Here is a 21,127-nt window from a genome sequence, read left to right as displayed (position 1 = left end):
TTGAGCAACGATGCGTGCGGACCTACGTTCATGCGCAACACAAGGAGATTGAAGATGGCGACCAAGAAGATCACCGACGCGAGCTGGGATTCGGACGTTACCAATGCGCAGGGCGCGGTTCTCGTCGACTTCTGGGCGGAATGGTGCGGCCCGTGCAAGATGATCGGGCCGAGCCTCGAGGAAATCTCGGAGGAACTGGGCGAGCAGGTGACGATCGCCAAGCTCAACATCGACGAGAATCCCGATGCGCCGGGCAAGTTCGGCGTCCGTGGGATCCCGACGATGATTTTGTTCAAGAACGGGCAGCCGGCGGCGACCAAGGTCGGTGCAGAGCCGAAGGGCCGGTTGAAGGCGTGGCTCGAGGGCGAGCTAGCGTAAGGTTCTGGGCCCCCGGATTTGGCGATCCGGGGGCCTTTTTCAATCATACCCCACGCATCCGCTTCCCCGGCGAAGGCCGGGGCCCAGTAGTGAAGCTTGGAGTTGTTGAGCGCTGTGCCCAGTTGGAGAAACCTCCGCTATTGGACCCCGGCCTTCGCCGGGGAAGAAGCAACTTGGGAATCTCCAGTTTTGAGAAGCGCTCGCGGTAACTTAGCTCAGGTCCGATAATCCGCGTTGATCGAGATATACCCGTGCGTCAGGTCGCACGTCCAGACCGTCGCCGCCCCGTCGCCGAGTCCCAGATCGACCCCGATCTCGATATCCTGCCCTTTGAGATGCGCTGCGACCGGCGTCTCGTCATACCCCGTCACCGCAAGCCCCTCGCGCGCCACCTGCGTGTCGCCGAAACGGATTGCGAGCAGGTCGCGCTCGGCGGGCTCCCCGGCTTTGCCCACAGCCATCACGACGCGCCCCCAATTGGCATCCTCGCCCGCGATCGCGGTCTTCACCAGCGGCGAATTGGCGATGCTCATCGCGATCCGCTGCGCGCTGCGGTCGCTCTCGGCACCCGTCACCGCGACTTCGATGAACTTGGTCGCACCCTCGCCGTCGCGCACGACGAGATGCGCAAGCTGGCGGCACAGGTCGCCGAGCGCCGCGCGGAACGAATCTGCGCCGGCATCGTCCGGGCCGGTCAGGGGCACGTTGCCCGCCGTGCCGGTCGCGAAGGCGAGCACGCTGTCGCTGGTCGAGGTGTCGCTGTCGACCGTGATGCACGAGAAGCTCGCGCGATTGGCTTCGCTCAGCGTCGCCTGGAGGAATTCGGCGGAGACTGCGGCGTCGGTGAAGATATAGCCGAGCATCGTCGCCATGTCGGGCGCGATCATCCCTGAGCCCTTGATGATCCCGACCAGCGTCACCGTGCGCCCATCGACCACGGCGGTGGTGGTTGCGCCCTTGGCGAAGGTATCGGTCGTGCCGATCGTGTTGGTCGCGTCTTCCCACGAGCACGGCAGCGCGGCGAAGGCGGCATCGAGCCCGGCCTCGGCCTTGTCGATCGGCAGCGGCACGCCGATCACCCCGGTCGAGGAGACGAACACGTCGGACGGGCGGCAGGCGAGCGCGCCCGCCACTTTGGCGGCGATCGCCTCGACCGCGGCGCGTCCGCGTGCGCCGGTGAAGGCATTCGCGTTGCCCGCATTGACGACGACCGCGCGCGCCTCGCCGAGGATCAGCGCCGAGCGGCACCATTCGACTTCGGGGGAGGGGCATTTGCTTTGCGTCAGCACGCCCGCGACGGTCGTGCCGGGGTCGAGCGTAATGAAGGTCAGGTCGTTGCGCTCCCACGGCTTGTACCCGGCGCGGGCGACACGCGGCGTGACCCCGGCGATCGCGGGCAGGGCGGGGAAGGGGCGAGCGAGCGGGGAGCGGTCCATGGTTTGGGGCTTTACGATCTGGTCCGACCCCTTTCAATCGATATGCCACCCCATACCGTCACCCTGGCGCAGGCCGGGGCCGCCATGGTGTCGCGCTAAATCTGTGTTGCGCGCCCGACCCGCCAGCCCCGGCCTCCGCCGGAATGACGTGCGTCCTGCCCCCACACGACGAGCGGTGTTTGCCGATAGACGAAGCGCGCCGCAGTCATTACATGCCCGAATACCGATGGAATGGCTGCTGTTCTTTTCTGCGATCCTCTCCGCGCTGACCGGCGTGGTGACGGGCGTTCGCGCACCGGACGTGCAGGTCGAATGCCAGTCGGTCGCGGCGGCACGCGCGCAGGTTGCGCTTCCGGCGCGGGTGCTGCGGATCGCGGGGCATCGGCACCTTGCCGGTGGCTTCGGGGAAACGCCGGTCTTCGCGCTCAGCCACCTCACCCTGCCGGTGATGGCAACGGCGCGTCTCTACCTGGATCGCCCGCGGGCTTGATCCGGTGGCGCCTGCCGCGCTGCCCTTCTTAACCATATCTTTCGGCGGCCGCGTGTAGCGCGCCGCCAATCCCTTTAGAAATACAGGAATTCCCCATGTTCGGCGGCATTGCCAAATCGCTCTTCGGCTCGTCCAACGACCGCTACGTCAAGTCGCTCGGCGCGGTCGTCGCGAAGATCAACGGGTTCGAACCCACGATCTCCGCCATGTCGGACGAGGATCTCTCCGCCCAGACCGCGCGCTTCCGCGAGCGTCTGGAAGCCGGCGAGGATCTCGACGCGCTGCTTCCCGAGGCGTTCGCCACGGTGCGCGAGGCCGCCAAGCGCGCGCTCGGGCAGCGGCATTACGACGTGCAGATGATCGGCGGGATCGTGCTCCACCGCGGCGAGATCGCCGAGATGCGCACCGGCGAGGGCAAGACGCTGGTGGCGACGCTCGCCACCTATCTCAACGCGCTGCCGGGCAAGGGCGTCCACGTCATCACGGTCAACGACTATCTCGCCGCGCGCGACGCGGGCTGGATGGCGCAGGTCTACAACTTCCTCGGGATGACGGTCGGCGTGATCGTCCCCAACCTATCCGACCAACAGCGCGCCGACGCTTATGCCGCGGACATCACCTACGGCACGAACAACGAGTTCGGCTTCGACTACCTGCGCGACAACATGAAGTATGAGCGCGAATCGATGGTCCAGCGCCCGTTCGCGATGGCGATCGTCGACGAGGTCGATTCGGTGCTTATCGACGAGGCGCGTACGCCGTTGATCATCTCCGGCCCGACCGACGACAAGTCCGACCTGTACCGCTCGGTCGACCTGATCGTCCGCGAGCTTGCGCCCGAGGATTACGAGAAGGACGAAAAGCAGAAGTCGATCATCCTGACCGAGGATGGCACCGAGAAGGTCGAGCGGCTGCTCGAGACCGCCGGGCTGCTCGAGGGCGCGAACCTGTATGATTTCGAGAACACGCAGGTGGTGCACCACACCAACCAGGCGCTGCGCGCGAACATGATGTTCAAGGCGGACATCGACTACATCGTCAAGGACGGCAAGGTCATCATCATCGATGAGTTCACCGGCCGCATGATGGATGGTCGGCGCTGGTCGGACGGGCTGCATCAGGCGATCGAGGCCAAGGAAGGCGTCGAGATCGAGCCCGAGAACCAGACGATGGCGTCGATCACCTTCCAGAACTATTTCCGCATGTACCCTAAGCTCGCAGGCATGACCGGGACCGCGGCGACCGAGGCGGCGGAATTCTACGACATCTACAAGATGAACGTGGTGACGATCCCGACGCACGTGCCGGTCCAGCGCGTCGACGAGGAAGACGAGTTCTACAAGGACACCCCGGACAAATTCCGCGCGATCGCCAAGAAGATCAAGCATCACGCCGATCTCGGCCAGCCGGTGCTGGTCGGCACCGTGTCGATCGAGAAGTCCGAATTGCTGAGCGAATTCCTGGTGCAGGAAGGCGTCAAGCATGAGGTGCTCAACGCGCGCCAGCATGAGCGCGAGGCGCACATCGTCGCGCAGGCGGGCCGCAAGAGCGTGGTGACGATCGCGACCAACATGGCGGGCCGCGGCACCGACATTCAGCTCGGCGGCAACCTCGAATTCCGCGTCAACGACGAACTGTCGGCGATGGCCGAGGGGCCCGAGCGCGAGGCGGCGATCGCCCGGATCAAGCAGGAAATCGCAGTTGAGAAGGCCGAAGTGCTCGCGGCGGGCGGGCTGTTCGTGCTCGGCACCGAGCGGCATGAGAGCCGTCGTATCGACAACCAGCTGCGCGGTCGTTCGGGTCGCCAGGGCGATCCGGGTCTCTCGCGCTTCTACCTCAGCCTCGACGACGATCTGCTCCGCATCTTCGGGCCGGACACGTTGTTCGCCAAGATGATGCGGTCGAACATCGGCGACGGCGAGGCGATCGGCAGCAAGTGGCTCTCCAAGGCGATCGAGACCGCGCAGAAAAAGGTCGAGGCGCGCAACTACGACATCCGCAAGCAGGTCGTCGAATATGATGACGTGATGAACGACCAGCGCAAGGTCATCTACGAGCAGCGTTCGGATATCATGGACGCGGCGACCGTCGGCGACGTGGTCGAGGACATGCGTGCCGAGACGGTCAACGGCATCGTCGGCGCGGCATGCCCTCCGGGCACCTATCCCGAGCAGTGGGATATCGCGGGCATGAAGGAGCAGCTCGCGACCACGCTCAATCTCGAACCGCAGGTCGAGGCGTGGCTCGAGGAAGAGGCGATCGACCCCGAGATCATCGAGGAGCGCGTCCGCGCGCAGGCGGACGATCTGGTCCGCGAAAAGGCAGAGTCGCTCGATCCCGAGACGTGGATCCGGGTCGAGAAGTCGATCCTGCTCCAGAACCTCGACCATCACTGGAAGGAGCATCTCGCGACGCTCGACGCGCTCCGTCAGGTCGTCCACCTGCGCGCCTATGCGCAGAAGACGCCGATCAACGAGTATAAGCAGGAAGCGTTCTCGCTGTTCGAACGCATGCTCGGCAGCATCCGCGAGGACGTAACCCGGACGATCGCGTTCGCGCAGTTCAACCTCGAGCCCGCGCCGGCGCTGCCGACGCTGCCCGACTTCATCACCAACCATTTCGACCCGTTCACCGGGGACGACGACACCTACGATCAGGACGCGGGCAGCGGGCTGATCACCACGCGCCTCCCGCCGCTGTCGATCCCGCGGCCCGAGGGGCAGGAGCTCGGGCAGGATCCGTCCGAATGGGCGGGCAACGTCAGCCGCAACGCGCCGTGCCCGTGCGGGTCGGGGAACAAGTACAAGCATTGCCACGGGGCGGTGTGACGGGGCGCTGATCCCCTCGGGCCCGTCATCCCCGCGGAGGCGGGGATCCATACTGGCTGGCGGGCCCAGAATTGCCGGCCAGCAGTATCAATGGATTCCCGCCTTCGCGGGAATGACGGAGGTGTGAGGCGGGCACGTCGTCAGACAGCAAAATGCCCCCCTTCCGGCCTGCGGAAGGGGGGCTTTTTCATGTAGCCAAGGAAGCCATTACTTCGGCGTGACGATGCTCGGCCCGAGGTTGCGCAACACCTCGCGCGCGTCGAACGCGCGGATGTTATCCTTGGGCTTCGGCCCACGACCAACGACGATCTCGGCATTCGCCTCATATTTGTCGATCGTGTTGATATCGACACCGCGGTCGAAGAACGGATCGCCGATGAACGGGTCCCACGAACGCCAGCCGAAGCCACGCCCGCGATACCGCCAGCTCGGGCCCCAATAGCCGCCGCCGAAGCCGCCGCCATAGCCATAGCCGCCGCCATACCCCAGGCCACCGAAGCCGCCGCCCAGGCCCGGCGTGGTGTAGGTGCGGGTGCTCTTGTCGACATTGCGGTCGGCGAACACGAAGTAATCGAACCCGCGCTGCACTGTCAGCTCGGCGGCGCGGAACAGCAGGTATTTCTCGACCGTGTCGCGCGACGTGTAGCTGTTGCCCGAGAAGCTGACCTGGAAGCGGTTGTCCTCGATCTGGCGGTCGCTGTAGCCCGACCGCTCGAACCCGCGACCGACCGCGGGGCGATAGGTCGATTCGGATGCGCAGGCCGTCAGCAGGGTAGAAGCCGCAAGCGCCGCGATCAGGGCGGACTTGCGGAAGGTCGGCGGGAACTTGGGCATTTCGGTCTCCAGTGAACTGGTCTGTGCGGCGAGCCGTGCCGTCGAGGCCATGAAGCGCAGAACGAACCACCGCGCGCAAGGCTCCGGTCAATCGTACTGGTCGAATCGTCCTAACGTCCTGCAGATGAACGGAGACTGACGCGCGACGAGACGATGTGGCATCATTTCGTCGCTTGGATGGTTCGCTCCGTCGCAACAAGTTTCCGATTATGTCAGGATTAGCGTCCCAGTTACCGTCTATGTTGCAAAGGTAACGGGCGGCGGGGGTCAAAATGTCTGCGGGGGTGCATATGCGGAACGCGGTCGGGATCGCCATCGGTCTGGCGGCAGGAGTCTGGAGTGGCAGCGCGATCGCGGATCCCACGCATGACCCGATGGCGCTTGCGACGCCGTTGTTCTCTCGCATCGCGCCCGTGGAGGCGCGGGTCGCGACCGACTTCCGCGTCAGGCTCGCGGTATTGACGACATCCGCGTCGTTCAATCCGTTGCTCGACCCGGATGGCCCGATGCAGCGGCGCTTCGCCAGTTCGATGATCGACTATTACCCGATCAACGGCAGCGGGCTGCATCTGTCCGGCGGAATGAAGTTCTTCTCGGTCGCCAACTTCGTGCGCGATGCCGAAAAGGCGACCGGAGGGCTGCTCTACGCGCCCCGCCTGCCGGGGACGGGGACGGGGGTGCGCACGGGTTTCAACCGCCGCACACCCGCCGCGACGATCGGCTACAGCGGCACCTATAAGAATGCGATGTTCGGGGTGGAGATGGGCACGCTCGTCGGCACCGCCAATGCCGACCTGCCCCGCTCTTATCGCGCCCTCAGCGAGCACCGGGGGGGATTGAACCCCATCGCCAACCTCGTCGTCGGAATGAAGTTCTAGCGACGGGCAGGGGGGCTGGTCCGGCCTTCCCGGACAGGTTGGGGTACGACCCTTCCCTTATACCGTCGTCCCCGGGGGGCGGGGATCCTTTCCTACCGTCTCTCGTCGCGTGGCATGGCCAGCCCTCATAACCCCCGCCTGCGCGGGAATGACGGAATTCGGGGTGGCGCGGCGCACCGCATCGACGGCGGAGGTGGCGCCGACACCGCCGGCTGTCGGCTTTGCGGTTATGAGTGATTCTCCCCACACCGCGTCACGATCCCGCGTCGACGTCGCGTCAGCCCCCCCCAAAGCCACGCAAATCCGCCGTTTTCTGCAGAATGTGAAAAACCTGCGACACGGCGCTTGCATTCCCGCGCAACCCATTGGTATAGGCGCGCCTCCGCAACGTTCCCTGATAGCTCAGCGGTAGAGCTCTCGACTGTTAATCGAGCGGCCGTAGGTTCGAATCCTACTCAGGGAGCCATTCTTGCCGGACAGTTCGGACCCCAGCAGCGCTGGGGACCGGCCTTCTAAATCATCGAAATCAGAACGAATGCGTCAGCACGCTGCCACGGCTGCGAGGAACGCGCTGATCTTTGCCGGATCCTTGATTCCCGGCGCGCTTTCCAGCCCCGAGGACACGTCGACCAGCGTCGCCCCCGTCATCGCCACCGCCTCACCGACGTTGACCGCGTCGAGCCCGCCCGACAGCGCCCAGGGCAGCGCGTGGCGGAAGCCCTCGAGCAACGTCCAGTCGAACCGCACCCCCATACCGCCCGGCAGCGCCGCCCCAGGGGGTGTCTTGGCATCATAGAGGATCCGGTCCGCCACCCCGCGATACGGCAGCGCGCCGTCGAGGTCCGCCCGCGTCCGCACCGCGACCGCCGCCCACAGTTCAAGCCCGGTGCGCGCCTTGATCGCGGCGGCGCGTTCCGGCGTGGTCTGGTGGAGCTGGAGGACTGACAGCTTCCCCGCCTCGATCGCGGACTCGAGCGTTGCGTCGTCCGGGTTCACGAACACGCCCACCCGCGCGACCCGCGCCGGCACACGCGCTGCGAGCTGCGCCGCACGGTCCCGGCTGACGTGACGCGGGGAGGGGGGGAAGAACACCAGCCCAACATGGCTCGCGCCTCCGGCAATCGCGGTGTCGAGGGTTTCGGGCGTGGAAAGCCCGCAGATCTTGGCAGAGACAGGCATGCGAAACGTCCTTGCGGCTCGTCGAGGAAGACGCAAGCGATACCATGCAGGGATTAACCATCCTCCAACGCCGCACCGCGTGGCGGCGACCTTGGGCTCAGAGCGTCGCTTCGATCTCGCGCGCGGCCGTATCCGGGTTCGCGGCCTGCGTGATGGGTCGTCCGACGACGAGGATCGACGCGCCCGCATCGAGCGCGGCGCGCGGGGTAACGACGCGCTTCTGGTCGCCGACCGGACCGTCGACCGGACGCACGCCGGGAACGACGAAGAACCCCCTCGGCCACAGCGCATGCGCCGCGCCGACTTCCGCGCCCGAGCAAACGACGCCGTCGATCCCCGATTCGCGCGCAAGTTCGGTCAGCCGCAGCACCTGGTCGTGCGGGCTGCTGGGCACACCGATCGAGGCGAGGTCGCTCGCGTCGAGGCTGGTCAGCGTCGTCACCGCGATCACCTTTGTCCCGGTCGGCGCGGCGGCCTTGGCATCCTCGAGCATCGCGCGGCCGCCCGCTGCGTGCACCGTCAGGATCGCAGGCTCGATCCCGTGGAGCGTCATGATCGCCTTGGCGACCGTATTGGGAATGTCGTGGAGCTTGAGATCGAGGAAGATCGGCAAGCCGAGCTCGGCCATCTGCCGCACCCCGGGCTGGCCGTTGGCAAGGAAGAATTCGAGTCCGAGCTTGATCCCGCCGACGTGATGCCGGACCCGCGTCGCCATGGCGCGCGCCTTGGCGAGATCGGGCGTGTCGAGGGCAACATACAGCCGGTTGGTCACAGCATGGCTCCGCTGGCGGGAGGGGCGGTCGTCACGACGGGACTGCCGACTGCCAACGCGATCGGCGACCCGTCGGGCGTCGCGCGGATGACCGGGGCCGCAACCGGCGGCGCCATGGCGACGCGCATGTCGGCGAGCGTCCGCTCGGCATTCGCCAGCCGGCTGCGCAGCCGCCAGCGCAACGTCGAATGCCAGGCAAGCGTCGGGATCAGCCCCGCCAGGAAAGTCACCAGCAGCAGCAGCGGCAGGTTCACCAGCGCCTCCATCCCGCCCCACAGGCGGATCGAGACGCTCGTCCAATTGGCCACGGTGAACACCGCCGCGACGAAAGCGAGCAGGCACCAGAACAGGATCTTGAGGAATTGCATGCGCGCGAGGCTACCGAAAACCGCGCGGCTTGACTAGCGTCAGCCGATTTCGCGGCGCAACGTCTCGAACAGGCCGGGGATCGCGGTTAGCCGGTCGGCTTCCTCGTCGAGAATCGCGAGGAACGCGGCGCGCTTGATCGCGGCGGTGCGCCCGGGCTTGAGCCTCTGGTCGCCCTCCAGCGTCGACAGCACGATGTCGATCATCCGTTCCGCCCCGTGGAGCCGCCCCCAGAGATAGTCGTTCTCGCGATAGGCGCGGCTGAAGAACGCGCCGAAGCTGTTGAACTGAATGCCTTTGAGCGTCGCCTCCGCGCCACCCGCGCGGATCGAGGTCGAATCGTCGGGCGCGATCCGGTCGACCTTGATCGGGTCGAATTCGTCGAGCCCCTCGCCCTGCAACAGCGGCAAGGTGGCGACGTCATAATAGGGAAAGCCGAGATAGGTCAGCAGCAGCGGCCGCCTGACGTCACGGGTCAGCCCGGTAAACGCCGCCGCAAGCCGTGCCTCGGTCTTATTGTCGAGATCCTGCAACGCCATTGCGGTCCCGAGCCGCTCGACCAGCGCGGTCGCATCGCCGCGCAGCAACCGCACGTCGTCGCGTAGCGCCTCGTACCGTTCGGCCCGCTTGCAGTCGCGATAGTCGGACAGGCTGGCATAGATCGCATCGCGAATCCCGCCGAGCTCACTGTCCGGATGATTGGCCTCCAGCTCGGTTACGCGCCGCGCGAGCAGTCGCAACCGGCGCAGGCGAAAGCCGAGATCGAAAGTGCGCAGAAAGCCGATCATCGTCGTGTTCGCGCCGCCAGCAAACCCCGGTTTCATGTCGTCGACGCCAAGCGCCGCGACCGCCGCGGCGACGCAGTCGTGGATCCGGTCCCAGCGGCTTTGCTCGGTATCCCCACCCGCGGCGTGGAGCAGCGTGGTGATTGCCTCGACCACGCCGGCCACTTTCAGATGCCCGTAGGCGGCATAGGCATAGCCCGAGCTGCGCGCCGCTGCGGTCTGCGCGCGCTGCCGCCACGCTGCGAGCCGCGCGGGCGTCGGCGAATCGAGGAATAGCGTATAGCCGAACAGCGCCTCGACCTGCTTTTCGACCTCGGGGCGGATTCCCGCGACGATCGTCCGCATCCGGTCGATCCGGCGCGAGCGCTCCGCGATCTCATCGAGATTGTCGCGGATCGGCTGTTGGCGCGGCAGTTCGGACATTGCGCCGATGATCGTCTGGAAGAAGCCCGGGGTGGCCGCGCCGGTCGCGCTCAAGCCGAAGCTGCCGCGCGGGTGCGGATCGATATAGACGAAGCGCCGGTCGACCTGCCGCTGCGCCGGGCGCTCGCGCAGCGCCTCGATCGCGGGGCGGAACGGCGCGTTGTTGAGCACCGACCCGTCGATCAGCACCGCGGCCTCGGCGGCGTTGGCGGCATATTGGCGCGGCAGGATCCGCTTGAGGAACCCCGCGCGCCCCGGCCACGCGGTGTCGCGTTGCTCCAGCACGCGGTCGAGCTCGCCAACCATGAACGGCGGGAACGCGCCGGGAAAGCACGAGGTCGCGCGCGCCGCGAACGTCAGCTCGGCGGGGTCGGCCAGCGTTTCGAGCGGGTTGCCGTGATCGGTGAAGGGGACGACGACGCGGTGTTCGGTCTCGACGACTTCGGGCGGCGAGTGGAGCGTCAGCCGTTCGGGATGCCCGCGGAAGTCGGTGACGGTGACGTACAGATCGAGCGGTTGCCCGGGCGGCAGCAGGCGCGGTGCGCGCGGTGCGGCGGCCATCGCCTCGAGCGCATCGAGGATCAGCCCGGAGAAGCGCTCCCCGCCGAACGGCGGCTCGAACCAGCGCGAGCGGATGAAGTGCGACAGCTTAGCGCGGACTTCGTCGCGCACGCCCGATTCGACCGTCGCCTCGACCCCGTCGGTGCCACGCGCCGCAAGCCATGCGAGCGGCAGCGCCCATGCCTTCGAAAAACGGTGCGCAGGCGCCTGCTTCTGGTCGACCAGCGCCTCGACATCGGCCGAATCGAGCCACAATTGGGTCAGGGGTTCAAGACTCTGCCCGGTGCTGATCGCCTGGCCGAGGAACACCCCGTTGATCCCGCCCGCGCTCGCGCCCGCGATGATGTCGATCAGCACGCGCAGCCGCACGCCCGTTTCATCCGCGATCTCGGCGAGCAGCGCGTGATAGATGCCCTGGCTCCCGGTCGCGGGCGCGGCCCCGGCATGAAACGCCTGGCTGGCGCGCGCGAGCCGCCAGATTTCCTTGGTGATGCCGTGCATGTAGACCGCGAGGCTGATCCCGCCGTAGCAAACGAGCGCGAGACGAAGCTCCTTCTCGCGGCTCATAACGGTTCGATCAGCGCCCAGATCGGAAGATGGTCGGACGCCTTGCGCGCGAGCGCGCTGGTGTGGACGCCGCAATCGCGCACCCGGAACCCGCGCGTCATGATCCGGTCGAGCCGCCCGATCGCGCGGCGCGCATGAAAGCTCGGCCCGGTCGGGACGATCTCGAACGCGCGGCGGAAATCGTGGAGACACCCGCCGTTGGGGGTCCATTCGTTGAGGTCGCCCATCATGACGGTCGGCAGGCCGGGCGTCCCGTCGTCGGCATGCGCGAGGATCGCGCGCGCCTGTCGCCGCCGCCACAGGCCCGAAAGATCGAGATGCATCCCGACCACGCGGATCGGGGTCGACTCGATCGACAGGTCGACGCGGATCGCGCCACGCGGTTCGAGCGTGGGGATATGCAGCGTACTCGCCGCGAGCACGTCGATTCCCTTTCGCGCCAACAGGGCATTGCCGTGCCACCCCATGCTCGCGCGGTCGTGCGGCAACGGGACCGCGCGCCAGGGAGAATGGTCCTCGAGCAGCCGGTGCGGGATGATTGCCGCCTTGGTGCCATAGCGCAGGTCGGCTTCCTGCAACGCGATGACATCGCCATCGATTTCCTGCAGCACGTCGAGGATGCGCCGCGGGTCGCGCCGCCGGTCGAGCCCGATCCCCTTGTGCATGTTGTAGCTGACAACCTTGATCACGCGATCGCCTATCGGGCGCTTTGCCGAATCATGCAATCGTGCGCGTGGATCGGCCACCCTGCGGCGCGCGCTGCACCGCAGCACGCCGCCCGCGATCGGACGGAATGGCGGCAGGGGATTATTCGGGTAGGAACCAGGCCCAGATCGAACGCCCTGATCTAAAGTAAAAAATCCAAGTATCTCATAGATGTCTTGAGTAACGCTGCGAAACTATCCCATTACGACCGCGTAACGCTCGAGTGACTGTCTCAGGTAGCCCGAGAGTGATGTCGACGCTGATGGTTAATATGATGTATAGCAATGTTTCGCACTTTTCACGAGGCTTACGATGCATCTGCGACAACGCTTGAAATGTCTGTTCGGTTACCATCATCGCAACGGCTACCGGGTCCGCTGGCAGAATGGTGTGCGGTGCAGCGTGTGCAAGGGCTGCGGTCAGCCGATGATCCGCGAGAACCAGGGTTGGCGCCTGATGCAGCCCGGCGAATTCGCGGGGTGACGCCCCGCGCCGGCGATCTTCGCGCGCGACGGCATATGTTTGACGATGTCGGGAAATATGGTGCCGGTTGCAGGAATCGAACCCGCGACCTTCGGTTTACAAAACCGCTGCTCTACCAGCTGAGCTAAACCGGCGCATGAGGCGCGTGGCCTCGTCTGCGCTCCATGCGTCAAGTCACGCCGAAGGTCCAGCCCTCGGTACGGGCGATCTGCGCGGTAAGCGCATCCGGATGCCACAGATCCTCGCGCGCGGCGTTGCGGCGGAGCCAGGCGGCGGTGAGGATCGCGTCGGTCGCATGGTCGGTATAGCGCGCGAGCGGCACATGCGGCGCGCTTCCCATCGTGGCGAGCGCGGTGTCGAGCGCGGCACCGTCGCGCAGCTTGCTCAGCCCCTTGCGCATCCCCGCCGCGCGCGCCGCGATCGTGGTGTAGATCTCGACCACGCACGCCCCGTGCGACGGCGGCGGATCGAACGGCCAGACCGGGATCGCGCGCGCGAGATGGTGGAGCAGCCGCATCCCCGCGAAACTCGCCTTGGCGACTTGCGCCGCGCCGATCGCGTCATAGACGGTCGACGGCTTGCCGCCGCCGTTCGCATTGTACCGCGCTTCGCAGCGGCGATAATGCATGAAGTCCGCCTTCACCCCGTCCGCCGCGCCCAGATAGAAATGCCGCCCGCGCCGCGCTTCGAGGAACGACGCCGCGCCCAGATCCATGTCCGCGCTGTGATGGTCGACATAGGCCCACAGCGCGGGCGGATCGGTCGCGTCGGTCTCGCCCGGCAGATAGGCACCGCGTTCGATGAAAGGCGCGGCGAAGGAGAAATCGAACCCGACCAGCAACGGCTCCCCCGCGCGGTTGCGGAGCCAGTGGAGGATATCGGCGCGCGACCAGACCCCGCGCGGCGGTTCGACCAGCACCGGCGCGGCATCGCCCGCCGAACAGAGCGCGAGTGCAATTCCCGGATGCCGCGCGCCCTTCGCACCCGACCAGTCGATCGCGGCGAATTGCGCGAAATGCGTGGGAGTCATGCCTGACACGGACCGGCCGGACACCCCTCAGGCATCGCCCGTCTTGAGGCTTGCCCACCATGCCATCCGCTCGGCGATCCTCTTCTCCATCCCACGCTCGGTCGGGACGTAGAAGGTCTGCGGCTCCATTTCGCTCGGCCAGTAATTCGACCCCGAATACCCCTCCGCGGTATCATGGTCATAGGCGTAGCCCTTGCCATAGCCGATGTCCTTCATCAGCTTGGTCGGCGCGTTGAGGATGTTCTCGGGGGGCATCAGCGAGCCCGTCTCGCGCGCCGATTTCCATGCCGCCTTCTGTGCCTTGTACGCGGCGTTCGATTTGGGCGCGGTCGCGAGATAGATACACGCCTGCGCGATCGCCAGTTCCCCTTCGGGCGAGCCGAGGAAGTCATAGGCGTCCTTGGCGGCGAGGCACTGCGTCAGCGCGCCGGGATCGGCGAGGCCGATATCCTCGACCGCCATCCGGATCATCCGGCGCAACAGATACAGCGGTTCCTCGCCCGCGGTGAGCATCCGCGCGAGATAATAGAGTGCTGCCTGCGGATCGGACCCGCGCACCGCCTTGTGGAGCGCGGAAATGAGGTTGTAATGCCCCTCGCGGTCCTTGTCGTACACTGCGACGCGACGCTGGAGAAACGCCGAGAGCCCCGCCGGATCGAGCGGTTCGGGCAGATTGACCGCGAACAGCGTCTCGGACTGGTTGAGCAGGAAGCGCCCGTCGCCATCCGCGCTCGCGATCATCGCGTCGCGCGCCTCGCGCGTGAGGGGCAGGGGGCGCCCCTCCACCGCTTCCGCGCGATCGAGCAACTGGCCGAGCGCGGCGTGATCGAGCCGGTGGAGGATCAGCACCTGCGCGCGGCTGAGCACGGCGGCGTTCAGTTCGAACGACGGGTTCTCGGTCGTCGCGCCGACAAGCGTGACGGTGCCATCCTCGACATAGGGCAGGAAGCCGTCCTGCTGCGCGCGATTGAAGCGGTGGATCTCGTCGACGAACAGCAGCGTGCGCTTGCCGATCCGCGCGTGTTCGCGCGCCTCGGCGAACGCCTTCTTGAGGTCCGCGACGCCCGAGAACACTGCCGAGATCGCCATGAAGCGCAGCCCCACCGCATCCGCCAGCAACCGCGCGATCGTCGTCTTGCCGGTCCCGGGCGGGCCCCACAGGATCATCGACGACAGCCGCCCCGCCGCGACCATCCGCCCGATCGCGCCTTCAGGGCCGGTGATGTGGTCCTGTCCGACCACCTCGGCGAGCGTCGTCGGGCGCAACCGGTCGGCCAGCGGCGCGGAGTCCGCCGCGGGTTCGGGGGCGGCTTCGGATGTGGGGGGATCGAATGCAGCGAAAAGGTCGGCCATCCCCGGAAGATAGGGTCTGCGCGGAAATTTGCACTCGAACCTTGCATCGTTCATATCAAGATATATCTTAGCGCTATCTGAGATAAGGGAATAGATATGTTTGGATTTGAACAAGGTTGCCGCGAACGCGGTCGGCACGGGCACAACACAGCGCACGAGGCAATGCGCGGCGGCGGGCGTGGTTTGGGCGGCGGCGGCTTCGGCGGTCGCGGCGGACATGAGCATGGCGAGGGGCGCGGCTCGCGCGGGCGGCGGATGTTCGACGGCGGCGAATTGCGGCTGGTGCTGCTCAAGCTGATCGCCGACGAGCCACGCCACGGCTACGACCTGATCCGCCGGATCGAGGAACTGACCGGCGGTGCCTATGCGCCGAGCCCGGGGGTGGTCTATCCGACGCTGACGCTGCTCGATGACATGGACCTGATCGCGGCGCGTCAGGCCGAAGGTGCCAAGAAGCTGTTCGAAGTGACCGAACCGGGAACGCAGCATCTCGCCGAGAACGCCGAACTGGTCGCGGCGCTGTTCGCGCGGATCGCCGAGGTCGGGGCCGAGCGCGCGCGGACCGACAGCGCCTCGGTGCGCCGCGCGATGGGCAATCTGCGCGAAGTGTTGATGCACAAGCTGCGCGACGAGGCGGTTCCGATCGAGACGATCCATCAGGCGGTCGCGCTGATCGACGAGGCCGCGCAGAAGATCGAGCGGCTGTGATGCCGTACGATGCGATCGCGCGCGTGACCACCGCGCACGCCAGCAAGTATCTCCAGCAGACGTGCAAGCATTGGGAGCACAATCTGGCCGTGACGTACACGGCCACGCACGGGACGGTGGTGTTCCCGCGCGATGCGCGCGGCGCGGATCATCCCGGCGATGCGACCGTGACCTTCGACGCCGAGCCGGGGGTTCTGGTGGTGCGGATCGAGGCGACGTCGCTGGAACAGCTCGACGGCCTGAAAGGGGCGGTCGCGCGCCACGTCGACCGCTTCGCGTTCCGCGAGGTGCCGCTCGCGTACGACTGGCGGTAAGGGGGCAGGTCTCCATCACACCTGGCGTCACCCTGAACTCGTTTCAGGGTCCACCGCGCCACTGGGGCAAGCCTGCGTTGTACGGTGGATGCTGAAACAAGTTTAGCATGACGGCGAAAGAACACGCTCGCCTCACACTCGGCGTCACCCTGAACTCGTTTCAGGGTCCACCGCGCCACTGGGGCAGGCCTGCGTTGTACGGTGGATGCTGAAACAAGTTCAGCATGACGGCACGGGAAGGGATCGCTTACCTCACCCGCCGTCACCCTGAATTCGTTTCAGGGTCCACCGCGGCACTGGGGCAGGCCAGCGTTGAACGATGGATGCTGAAACACGTTCAGCATGACGGCAGAAAAAGGGACTGGTCGCTCGACAAGGCCCTCAGGCACGCAACACGCGCCTACCGCTTCGAGCGGCGTTCGATCACGCGTAGATACGTATCGAGCACGGTCTGGTTGATCGTATCCCACTTATACCCCGCCGCCTTGGCGTGCCCCGCCGCGCCTGCCGCGTGGCGGACCGCGTCGTCCTCGCAATAGCGCTGGAGCGCGTCGGCATAGCCCTGGATGTCGGTCGGCGGGACGATCAGCCCGGTCACCCCGTCGTCGATCAGCCCGACCGCGCCCGAGGCGCGCGCCGCGACCACGGGCACGCCTGCCGCCATCGCCTCGAGCGTCACGTTGCCGAACGTCTCGGTCAGGCTCGGGTTGAAGAACACGTCCATCGACGCGACCGCGCGGCCAAGATCGTCGCCGGTCATATAGCCCGCGAACACCGCGTCGGGGATTTCCTGCGCGAACCAGTCGCGCGCCGGTCCTTCGCCGATCACCACGGTGCGATGCTTCACGCCGCGCTCGTCGAGCGCGTGCATCGCGCGCGCGAACACGTCGAGGCCCTTTTCCTTGACCAGTCGCCCGAGGAACCCGATCGCGATCTCGTCGTCCGCTATGCCGAGGCTGTGGCGCCAGCCAAGATCGCGGCGCGACGGGTTGAAGCGGGCGTGGTTGACGCCGCGCGACCAGCGCGTGACGGGGGTCGGCACGCCCCAGTCGTGGAGGATCTCGCCCATCATCTGGCTCGGTGCGAGCACTTCGTCGACACGGCTGTAGAAACGCGTCTGCGCCCGGATCATCATCGGGACGAGAAAGCCGAGCCCGTAATAGGGCATGTAGGTCTCGAACCGCGTATGGTAGGATGCGACGCAGGCGATATCGTGCTTCTCGGCATATTCGAGTGCCTTGTGCCCGAGCCGGTCCGGTGCCGACAGATGGATCAGGTTCGGCGCGAACCCCTCGAGATCGCGGCGCACGCGGTTGCCCATGCCGCGAGTCAGCTTGTACTCGCCGCGCAGCGGGATCTTGATCGACGGTGCGCTGACCAGATCGCCGGTCGGTGGAAAGGCGGGGGTGCGGCTCGTCGGCGCATAGATGCGGACCTTCACCCCGCGACTGAGCAGATGCCCCACCAGAAGATTGAGCGTCTGGTTCGCACCATCACGCGTGTAATTATAATTGCCGCTGAACAGGGCCACGCGGAGATCGGAAGCTTCCATCGGCAGGGGCCATAGCGAAGCCGGGGGGGGATGACTATCTCCCACGACGCACCGTGCAGCAGGGGACTCCGCCATGACCGATCTTTCCGCTTTTCCCGTCACGCAGCGCTGGCCCGCGCAACACCCGGAATGGCTGCAACTGTATTCCCTGCCGACCCCCAATGGCGTCAAGGTGTCGATCATGCTCGAGGAGACGGGGCTGGCCTATGAGCCGCACCTGATCGACTTCGCCAGCGACGACCAGAAGAGCCCGGAATTTGTCGCGCTCAACCCCAATGGCAAGATCCCCGCGATCCTCGATCCGCATGGCCCGGGCGGCAAACCGCTCGCTTTGTTCGAATCAGGCGCGATCCTGCTGTATCTGGCGGAGAAGACCGGCCAGTTCCTGCCCGCCGATCCGGTCCTGCGGTTGCAGGCGATCCAGTGGGTGATGTTCCAGATGGGCGGGGTCGGGCCGATGTTCGGACAGCTCGGCTTCTTCGTGAAGTTCGCGGGCAAGGACTTCGAGGACAAGCGCCCGCGCGATCGGTATGTCGCGGAGGCGCAGCGGCTGCTCGGTGTGATGGAGCACGCGCTGGCGGGGCGCGACTGGTTCGTCGGCGAGGCCTATTCGATCGCGGACATTTCGATGCTCGGCTGGGTGCGCGCGCTGGTCGATTTCTACGGTGCGGGGGATCTCGTCGGCTTCGGCGATTTTTCGAACGTCGGCGCCTGGCTCGCGCGCGGTCTGGCGCGGCCCGCGGTTCAGCGCGGGCTGGCGATTCCGTCCAGGCCCTGAGTGGGCGTCACCGGGGATTCGAGGATCGTGGCGAGTTGATCGGCGAGGTCGCGCAGCAGCGCGACCAGACTCGGCACCTCGACCGTGCGCGGTTCGGGATCCAGCGCGCAGAGGGTGCCGAAGAACTGGCCGTCGGACAGGGTGATCGGCAGCGCGATATAGCTTTGAAGCCGTACAGCACCGGGGTCGGGTGATTGCGCCAATAGGCGTGACCCGACGCCCGGTCGAACACCACCGCCTTGCGATGATCGCGGATTTCGTTGCAGATCGTGGTCTTGAGCTCGAGTTCGTCGCCCGGGTCGAGCCCGAAATCGATCCGGTCGAGCACCTGGCACGCGGTCCAGCGCTCCTCGGTCACCCGCGCGACCGCGGCGAACCCCATGCCGGTCAGGTCGCAGACCCGCTGCAGGATCGCGGCGATCCGCGGCTCCCCTGCCAACGCGACGCTATTCCCGGCAAGTTGCTCCATCCGACTTTTCCCCAGACCTACCTATACCCGTTCCTGCTCGAACGACAAGGTAAGGTGGGCGGGGTTGGGGTGGGCGAACCCGGTCAGGCCGCCGCGTGGAGCGCGGCGAACGCGGTAAATTCGGCGCGGAGCACGATGTCGTCGATCGGCGCGATCAGGCGCTCGACGATCGCGGACAGGTTGCCCTCGTCGGGCATCGCCGCGGACGCCACGGTGCGATAGCCCATCGCCCATTCCCCGAACAACCGCGTCTCGACCGTCTTCTTCGAAAGCTTGACCACCGCGAAATGCCGGTCGTCGCGCGAGATCCGGTCGAAAACGGCAGCGACCTGATCGTCCGGCCCTTCGAGCACCTGGAGGAACCGCCGCCCGCCGACGACGAGGAGGCCGGTCACGCCGACCGCGGCATTGTTGCGCCGGGACACTTTGAGGATGCTGTCGAGCTCGATCGCGTCGAGCTTTTCGCGGGCGGTGCTGATGTAGAGGATACGCTGCATGAGGAACTCCATGGGAACGCTCCCAAAATCGCCCGGTTTGGAAAATCTTCCGTTAATGCACGGGCAACTATCCGATTGATTTACCGCAAGGGTCGACGTCAGCCAGATGCCGGCCCGGCACCCCCCACCGAATTTTCTGTTCCCCTCTCGTTCCAGATCGGTTAGGCGTTGCGGCATGGCGAAACCCCAGAAACGCTACGTCTGCCAATCCTGCGGATCGGTCTCGCCCCGTTGGGCCGGGCAATGCGGCGACTGTTCCGAATGGAACACGATGGTCGAGGAGGCGGGGGCGACCGTCACCCCGTTCCAGGCCAAGCATAACCTGATGGGCGGCGGGCGTTCGATCCAGCTCGTCGGGCTCGATGCCGAGATCACACTCCCCGAACGCCTGACTTCGGGCGTCGCCGAACTCGATCGCGCATTGGGCGGCGGGTTCGTCGAGGGCTCGGCGACGTTGATCGGCGGCGATCCCGGGATCGGCAAGTCGACGTTGCTGTTACAGGCGGCGGCGAAGATGGCGCTGGCTGGGCTGCCGGTCGCCTATGTCTCGGGCGAGGAAGCCGCCGATCAGGTCCGGCTGCGCGCGCGGCGGCTCGGGCTCGGCAGCGCGCCGGTGATGCTCGCGGCGGCGACGTCGGTGCGCGACATCCTCACCACGCTGTCGCAGGCGACCCCGCCCGCGCTGCTCGTGATCGATTCGATCCAGACGATGCACAGCGACCTGATCGAGGGCGCGCCCGGCACGGTCAGCCAGGTTCGCGCGTCCGCACAGGAACTGATCCGCTTCGCCAAGGAACGCGGCACCGCGGTCGTGCTCGTCGGGCATGTCACCAAGGACGGCAGCATCGCGGGCCCGCGCGTGCTCGAGCATATGGTCGATACCGTGCTCAGCTTCGAGGGCGAGCGCAGCCACCAGTATCGCATCCTCCGCGCGATCAAGAACCGCTTCGGCGGGACCGACGAGATCGGCGTCTTCGCGATGGTCGCGGAAGGGCTGACGGAGATCGCCAACCCGTCCGCCCTGTTCCTGACGCAGCGCGAGGAAGGCGTGACGGGGACGACGGTGTTTCCCGCACTGGAAGGAACCCGGCCCGTGCTGGTCGAGATCCAGGCGCTGGTCGTGCGGCTCGCGAGCGGCGCGACGCCGCGGCGCGCGGTGGTCGGCTGGGACAGCGGTCGCCTCGCGATGGTGCTCGCGGTGCTCGAGGCCCGCTGTGGACTGAGTTTTTCGGCGTGCGAAGTCTATCTCAACATCGCGGGCGGGTACAAAGTGCAGGATCCAGCGGCGGACATGGCGGTCGCCGCCGCACTGATCTCCGCGCTGAGCGAGCGGCCGGTGCCGGTCGACGCGGTCGTGTTCGGCGAAATCGCGCTGTCGGGCGAGCTTCGCCCGGTCGCGCATTCGCCGCTGCGCCTGAAGGAAGCGGGCAAGCTCGGCTTCGAGCGCGCGTTGCTGCCGTCCGCGGTAACCGACGACAAGAGCGGGCTGACGCTGACCGGGTTCCGGACGCTCGGCGGGTTCGTCGAGCATATGCTGGGGAAGTGAGGGGCATTCAGGCGGGTCTGATTTCCCTTAGCCCCTCCCCTTCAGGGGAGGGGTTGGGGTGGGGCTGAACCGGGCGCAGGTCTCTGCGAGGCACGCCCCACCCCCATCCCCTCCCCTGAAGGGGAGGGGCGTGCTTGTTGCAAGGCTCGTAACGAACGGACGGGGCGGACCAAGTGGCAACCTTACGGGGGTGGA

Annotated in this window: 20 protein-coding genes and 2 tRNA genes; 9 read left to right on the top strand and 13 right to left on the bottom strand. The window is 66.5% G+C overall.

Features of this window, described 5'->3' with window-relative positions; genetic code table 11:
- Positions 1-54: 54 nt before the first annotated feature.
- The gene (trxA, locus tag RI03_RS11015; protein WP_010164143.1) at positions 55-378 is read left to right on the top strand and encodes a thioredoxin TrxA; all 324 of its coding nucleotides are present in this window, start codon (positions 55-57) and stop codon (positions 376-378) included.
- A 215-nt stretch (positions 379-593) separates the two neighbouring features.
- Here the strand turns inward: trxA and argJ are convergent, their stop codons facing one another.
- Entirely contained in the window at positions 594-1,814 is a 1,221-nt protein-coding gene (argJ, locus tag RI03_RS11010; protein ID WP_010217349.1) for a bifunctional glutamate N-acetyltransferase/amino-acid acetyltransferase ArgJ, read from the bottom strand.
- A gap of 226 nt (positions 1,815-2,040) precedes the next feature.
- Here argJ and RI03_RS11005 point away from each other — a divergent pair, with 226 nt between their 5' ends.
- Entirely contained in the window at positions 2,041-2,304 is a 264-nt protein-coding gene (locus RI03_RS11005) for a hypothetical protein (protein WP_010217347.1), read from the top strand.
- 95 nt (positions 2,305-2,399) lie between these two features.
- Positions 2,400-5,132: a preprotein translocase subunit SecA gene (secA, locus tag RI03_RS11000; RefSeq protein ID WP_010217344.1), complete on the top strand. Its 2,733-nt coding sequence runs from the start codon at positions 2,400-2,402 to the stop codon at positions 5,130-5,132.
- A 207-nt stretch (positions 5,133-5,339) separates the two neighbouring features.
- Here the strand turns inward: secA and RI03_RS10995 are convergent, their stop codons facing one another.
- The gene (locus tag RI03_RS10995; protein ID WP_026046654.1) at positions 5,340-5,966 is read right to left on the bottom strand and encodes a CC0125/CC1285 family lipoprotein; all 627 of its coding nucleotides are present in this window, start codon (positions 5,964-5,966) and stop codon (positions 5,340-5,342) included.
- Positions 5,967-6,256: 290 nt separating this feature from the next.
- On the opposite strand from RI03_RS10995, the gene RI03_RS10990 reads away from it, so the two are divergent.
- Positions 6,257-6,844, top strand: a complete 588-nt coding sequence (locus tag RI03_RS10990; RefSeq protein WP_010217343.1) for a hypothetical protein — start codon at positions 6,257-6,259, stop codon at positions 6,842-6,844.
- A gap of 391 nt (positions 6,845-7,235) precedes the next feature.
- Positions 7,236-7,310, top strand: a tRNA-Asn gene (locus tag RI03_RS10985).
- Between the two features lie 74 nt (positions 7,311-7,384).
- Here the strand turns inward: RI03_RS10985 and RI03_RS10980 are convergent.
- The 8 genes from RI03_RS10980 to RI03_RS10945 form a co-directional block, all read right to left on the bottom strand.
- Entirely contained in the window at positions 7,385-8,023 is a 639-nt protein-coding gene (locus tag RI03_RS10980) for a phosphoribosylanthranilate isomerase (protein ID WP_010217342.1), read from the bottom strand.
- A 97-nt stretch (positions 8,024-8,120) separates the two neighbouring features.
- Complete coding sequence (gene pyrF / locus RI03_RS10975) at positions 8,121-8,795, bottom strand: orotidine-5'-phosphate decarboxylase (protein ID WP_010217340.1); 675 nt, start codon at positions 8,793-8,795, stop codon at positions 8,121-8,123.
- A complete protein-coding gene (locus RI03_RS10970) occupies positions 8,792-9,163 on the bottom strand; it encodes a hypothetical protein (protein WP_010217339.1) in 372 nt (123 codons plus the stop codon). Before RI03_RS10970 ends, pyrF begins: the two co-directional genes overlap by 4 nt.
- 39 nt (positions 9,164-9,202) lie before the next feature.
- Positions 9,203-11,497: a patatin-like protein gene (locus RI03_RS10965; RefSeq protein WP_010217336.1), complete on the bottom strand. Its 2,295-nt coding sequence runs from the start codon at positions 11,495-11,497 to the stop codon at positions 9,203-9,205.
- Positions 11,494-12,186, bottom strand: coding sequence for an endonuclease/exonuclease/phosphatase family protein (locus RI03_RS10960; RefSeq protein ID WP_026046653.1), 693 nt, complete (start codon positions 12,184-12,186; stop codon positions 11,494-11,496). The genes RI03_RS10965 and RI03_RS10960 overlap by 4 nt, the downstream gene beginning before the upstream one ends.
- A gap of 557 nt (positions 12,187-12,743) precedes the next feature.
- A tRNA-Thr gene (locus RI03_RS10955) sits at positions 12,744-12,819 on the bottom strand.
- Positions 12,820-12,854: 35 nt separating this feature from the next.
- Positions 12,855-13,715 (bottom strand): hypothetical protein, encoded by an 861-nt coding sequence (locus RI03_RS10950; protein ID WP_010217333.1) that lies wholly within the window; start codon positions 13,713-13,715, stop codon positions 12,855-12,857.
- Positions 13,716-13,742: 27 nt separating this feature from the next.
- Positions 13,743-15,068, bottom strand: coding sequence for a replication-associated recombination protein A (locus RI03_RS10945; protein ID WP_010217332.1), 1,326 nt, complete (start codon positions 15,066-15,068; stop codon positions 13,743-13,745).
- 162 nt (positions 15,069-15,230) lie between these two features.
- On the opposite strand from RI03_RS10945, the gene RI03_RS10940 reads away from it, so the two are divergent.
- Complete coding sequence (locus RI03_RS10940; RefSeq protein WP_026046652.1) at positions 15,231-15,776, top strand: PadR family transcriptional regulator; 546 nt, start codon at positions 15,231-15,233, stop codon at positions 15,774-15,776.
- Positions 15,776-16,090 (top strand): DUF2218 domain-containing protein, encoded by a 315-nt coding sequence (locus RI03_RS10935; RefSeq protein WP_010217330.1) that lies wholly within the window; start codon positions 15,776-15,778, stop codon positions 16,088-16,090. Before RI03_RS10940 ends, RI03_RS10935 begins: the two co-directional genes overlap by 1 nt.
- Before the next feature lie 400 nt (positions 16,091-16,490).
- On the opposite strand, the gene RI03_RS10930 is transcribed toward RI03_RS10935, so the two are convergent.
- Entirely contained in the window at positions 16,491-17,642 is a 1,152-nt protein-coding gene (locus RI03_RS10930; RefSeq protein ID WP_010217329.1) for a glycosyltransferase family 4 protein, read from the bottom strand.
- A gap of 73 nt (positions 17,643-17,715) precedes the next feature.
- Here RI03_RS10930 and RI03_RS10925 point away from each other — a divergent pair, with 73 nt between their 5' ends.
- Positions 17,716-18,420 carry a glutathione S-transferase N-terminal domain-containing protein gene (locus RI03_RS10925; RefSeq protein ID WP_010217328.1) on the top strand — a complete coding sequence of 235 codons (705 nt, stop codon included), beginning with the start codon at positions 17,716-17,718 and terminating at the stop codon, positions 18,418-18,420.
- Here the strand turns inward: RI03_RS10925 and RI03_RS10920 are convergent.
- Together RI03_RS10920 and RI03_RS10915 are read right to left on the bottom strand one after the other, a co-directional pair.
- Positions 18,387-18,755, bottom strand: a complete 369-nt coding sequence (locus RI03_RS10920) for a GAF domain-containing protein (RefSeq protein WP_338009634.1) — start codon at positions 18,753-18,755, stop codon at positions 18,387-18,389. The two genes, RI03_RS10925 and RI03_RS10920, sit on opposite strands and share 34 nt — an antisense overlap.
- A 217-nt stretch (positions 18,756-18,972) precedes the next feature.
- A complete protein-coding gene (locus tag RI03_RS10915) occupies positions 18,973-19,386 on the bottom strand; it encodes a BLUF domain-containing protein (RefSeq protein ID WP_037515183.1) in 414 nt (137 codons plus the stop codon).
- Between the two features lie 175 nt (positions 19,387-19,561).
- Between RI03_RS10915 and radA the strand changes: the two genes are divergently transcribed.
- Complete coding sequence (gene radA / locus RI03_RS10910; protein ID WP_010164121.1) at positions 19,562-20,932, top strand: DNA repair protein RadA; 1,371 nt, start codon at positions 19,562-19,564, stop codon at positions 20,930-20,932.
- The last annotated feature ends 195 nt before the right edge of the window (positions 20,933-21,127 follow it).

It is taken from the genome of Sphingomonas sp. PAMC 26621, from assembly GCF_000251145.1.
Lineage (GTDB): Bacteria > Pseudomonadota > Alphaproteobacteria > Sphingomonadales > Sphingomonadaceae > Sphingomonas.
The sequence above is the reverse complement of the archived record's forward strand: the minus strand, read 5'-3'. Positions and strand labels throughout refer to the sequence as shown.

What these genes read in the sequence shown, in the direction of transcription:
- RI03_RS10995 (WP_026046654.1), bottom strand. Translation starts at nt 5,966, where the DNA reads ATGCCCAAGTTCCCGCCGACCTTCCGCAAGTCCGCCCTGATCGCGGCG.
- argJ (WP_010217349.1), bottom strand. Translation starts at nt 1,814, where the DNA reads ATGGACCGCTCCCCGCTCGCTCGCCCCTTCCCCGCCCTGCCCGCGATC.
- RI03_RS10925 (WP_010217328.1), top strand. Translation starts at nt 17,716, where the DNA reads ATGACCGATCTTTCCGCTTTTCCCGTCACGCAGCGCTGGCCCGCGCAA.
- RI03_RS10990 (WP_010217343.1), top strand. Translation starts at nt 6,257, where the DNA reads ATGCGGAACGCGGTCGGGATCGCCATCGGTCTGGCGGCAGGAGTCTGG.
- RI03_RS10930 (WP_010217329.1), bottom strand. Translation starts at nt 17,642, where the DNA reads ATGGAAGCTTCCGATCTCCGCGTGGCCCTGTTCAGCGGCAATTATAAT.
- RI03_RS10940 (WP_026046652.1), top strand. Translation starts at nt 15,231, where the DNA reads ATGCGCGGCGGCGGGCGTGGTTTGGGCGGCGGCGGCTTCGGCGGTCGC.
- RI03_RS10980 (WP_010217342.1), bottom strand. Translation starts at nt 8,023, where the DNA reads ATGCCTGTCTCTGCCAAGATCTGCGGGCTTTCCACGCCCGAAACCCTC.
- RI03_RS10950 (WP_010217333.1), bottom strand. Translation starts at nt 13,715, where the DNA reads ATGACTCCCACGCATTTCGCGCAATTCGCCGCGATCGACTGGTCGGGT.
- secA (WP_010217344.1), top strand. Translation starts at nt 2,400, where the DNA reads ATGTTCGGCGGCATTGCCAAATCGCTCTTCGGCTCGTCCAACGACCGC.
- RI03_RS10945 (WP_010217332.1), bottom strand. Translation starts at nt 15,068, where the DNA reads ATGGCCGACCTTTTCGCTGCATTCGATCCCCCCACATCCGAAGCCGCC.
- radA (WP_010164121.1), top strand. Translation starts at nt 19,562, where the DNA reads ATGGCGAAACCCCAGAAACGCTACGTCTGCCAATCCTGCGGATCGGTC.
- RI03_RS10935 (WP_010217330.1), top strand. Translation starts at nt 15,776, where the DNA reads ATGCCGTACGATGCGATCGCGCGCGTGACCACCGCGCACGCCAGCAAG.
- RI03_RS10915 (WP_037515183.1), bottom strand. Translation starts at nt 19,386, where the DNA reads ATGCAGCGTATCCTCTACATCAGCACCGCCCGCGAAAAGCTCGACGCG.
- trxA (WP_010164143.1), top strand. Translation starts at nt 55, where the DNA reads ATGGCGACCAAGAAGATCACCGACGCGAGCTGGGATTCGGACGTTACC.
- RI03_RS10970 (WP_010217339.1), bottom strand. Translation starts at nt 9,163, where the DNA reads ATGCAATTCCTCAAGATCCTGTTCTGGTGCCTGCTCGCTTTCGTCGCG.
- RI03_RS11005 (WP_010217347.1), top strand. Translation starts at nt 2,041, where the DNA reads ATGGAATGGCTGCTGTTCTTTTCTGCGATCCTCTCCGCGCTGACCGGC.
- RI03_RS10965 (WP_010217336.1), bottom strand. Translation starts at nt 11,497, where the DNA reads ATGAGCCGCGAGAAGGAGCTTCGTCTCGCGCTCGTTTGCTACGGCGGG.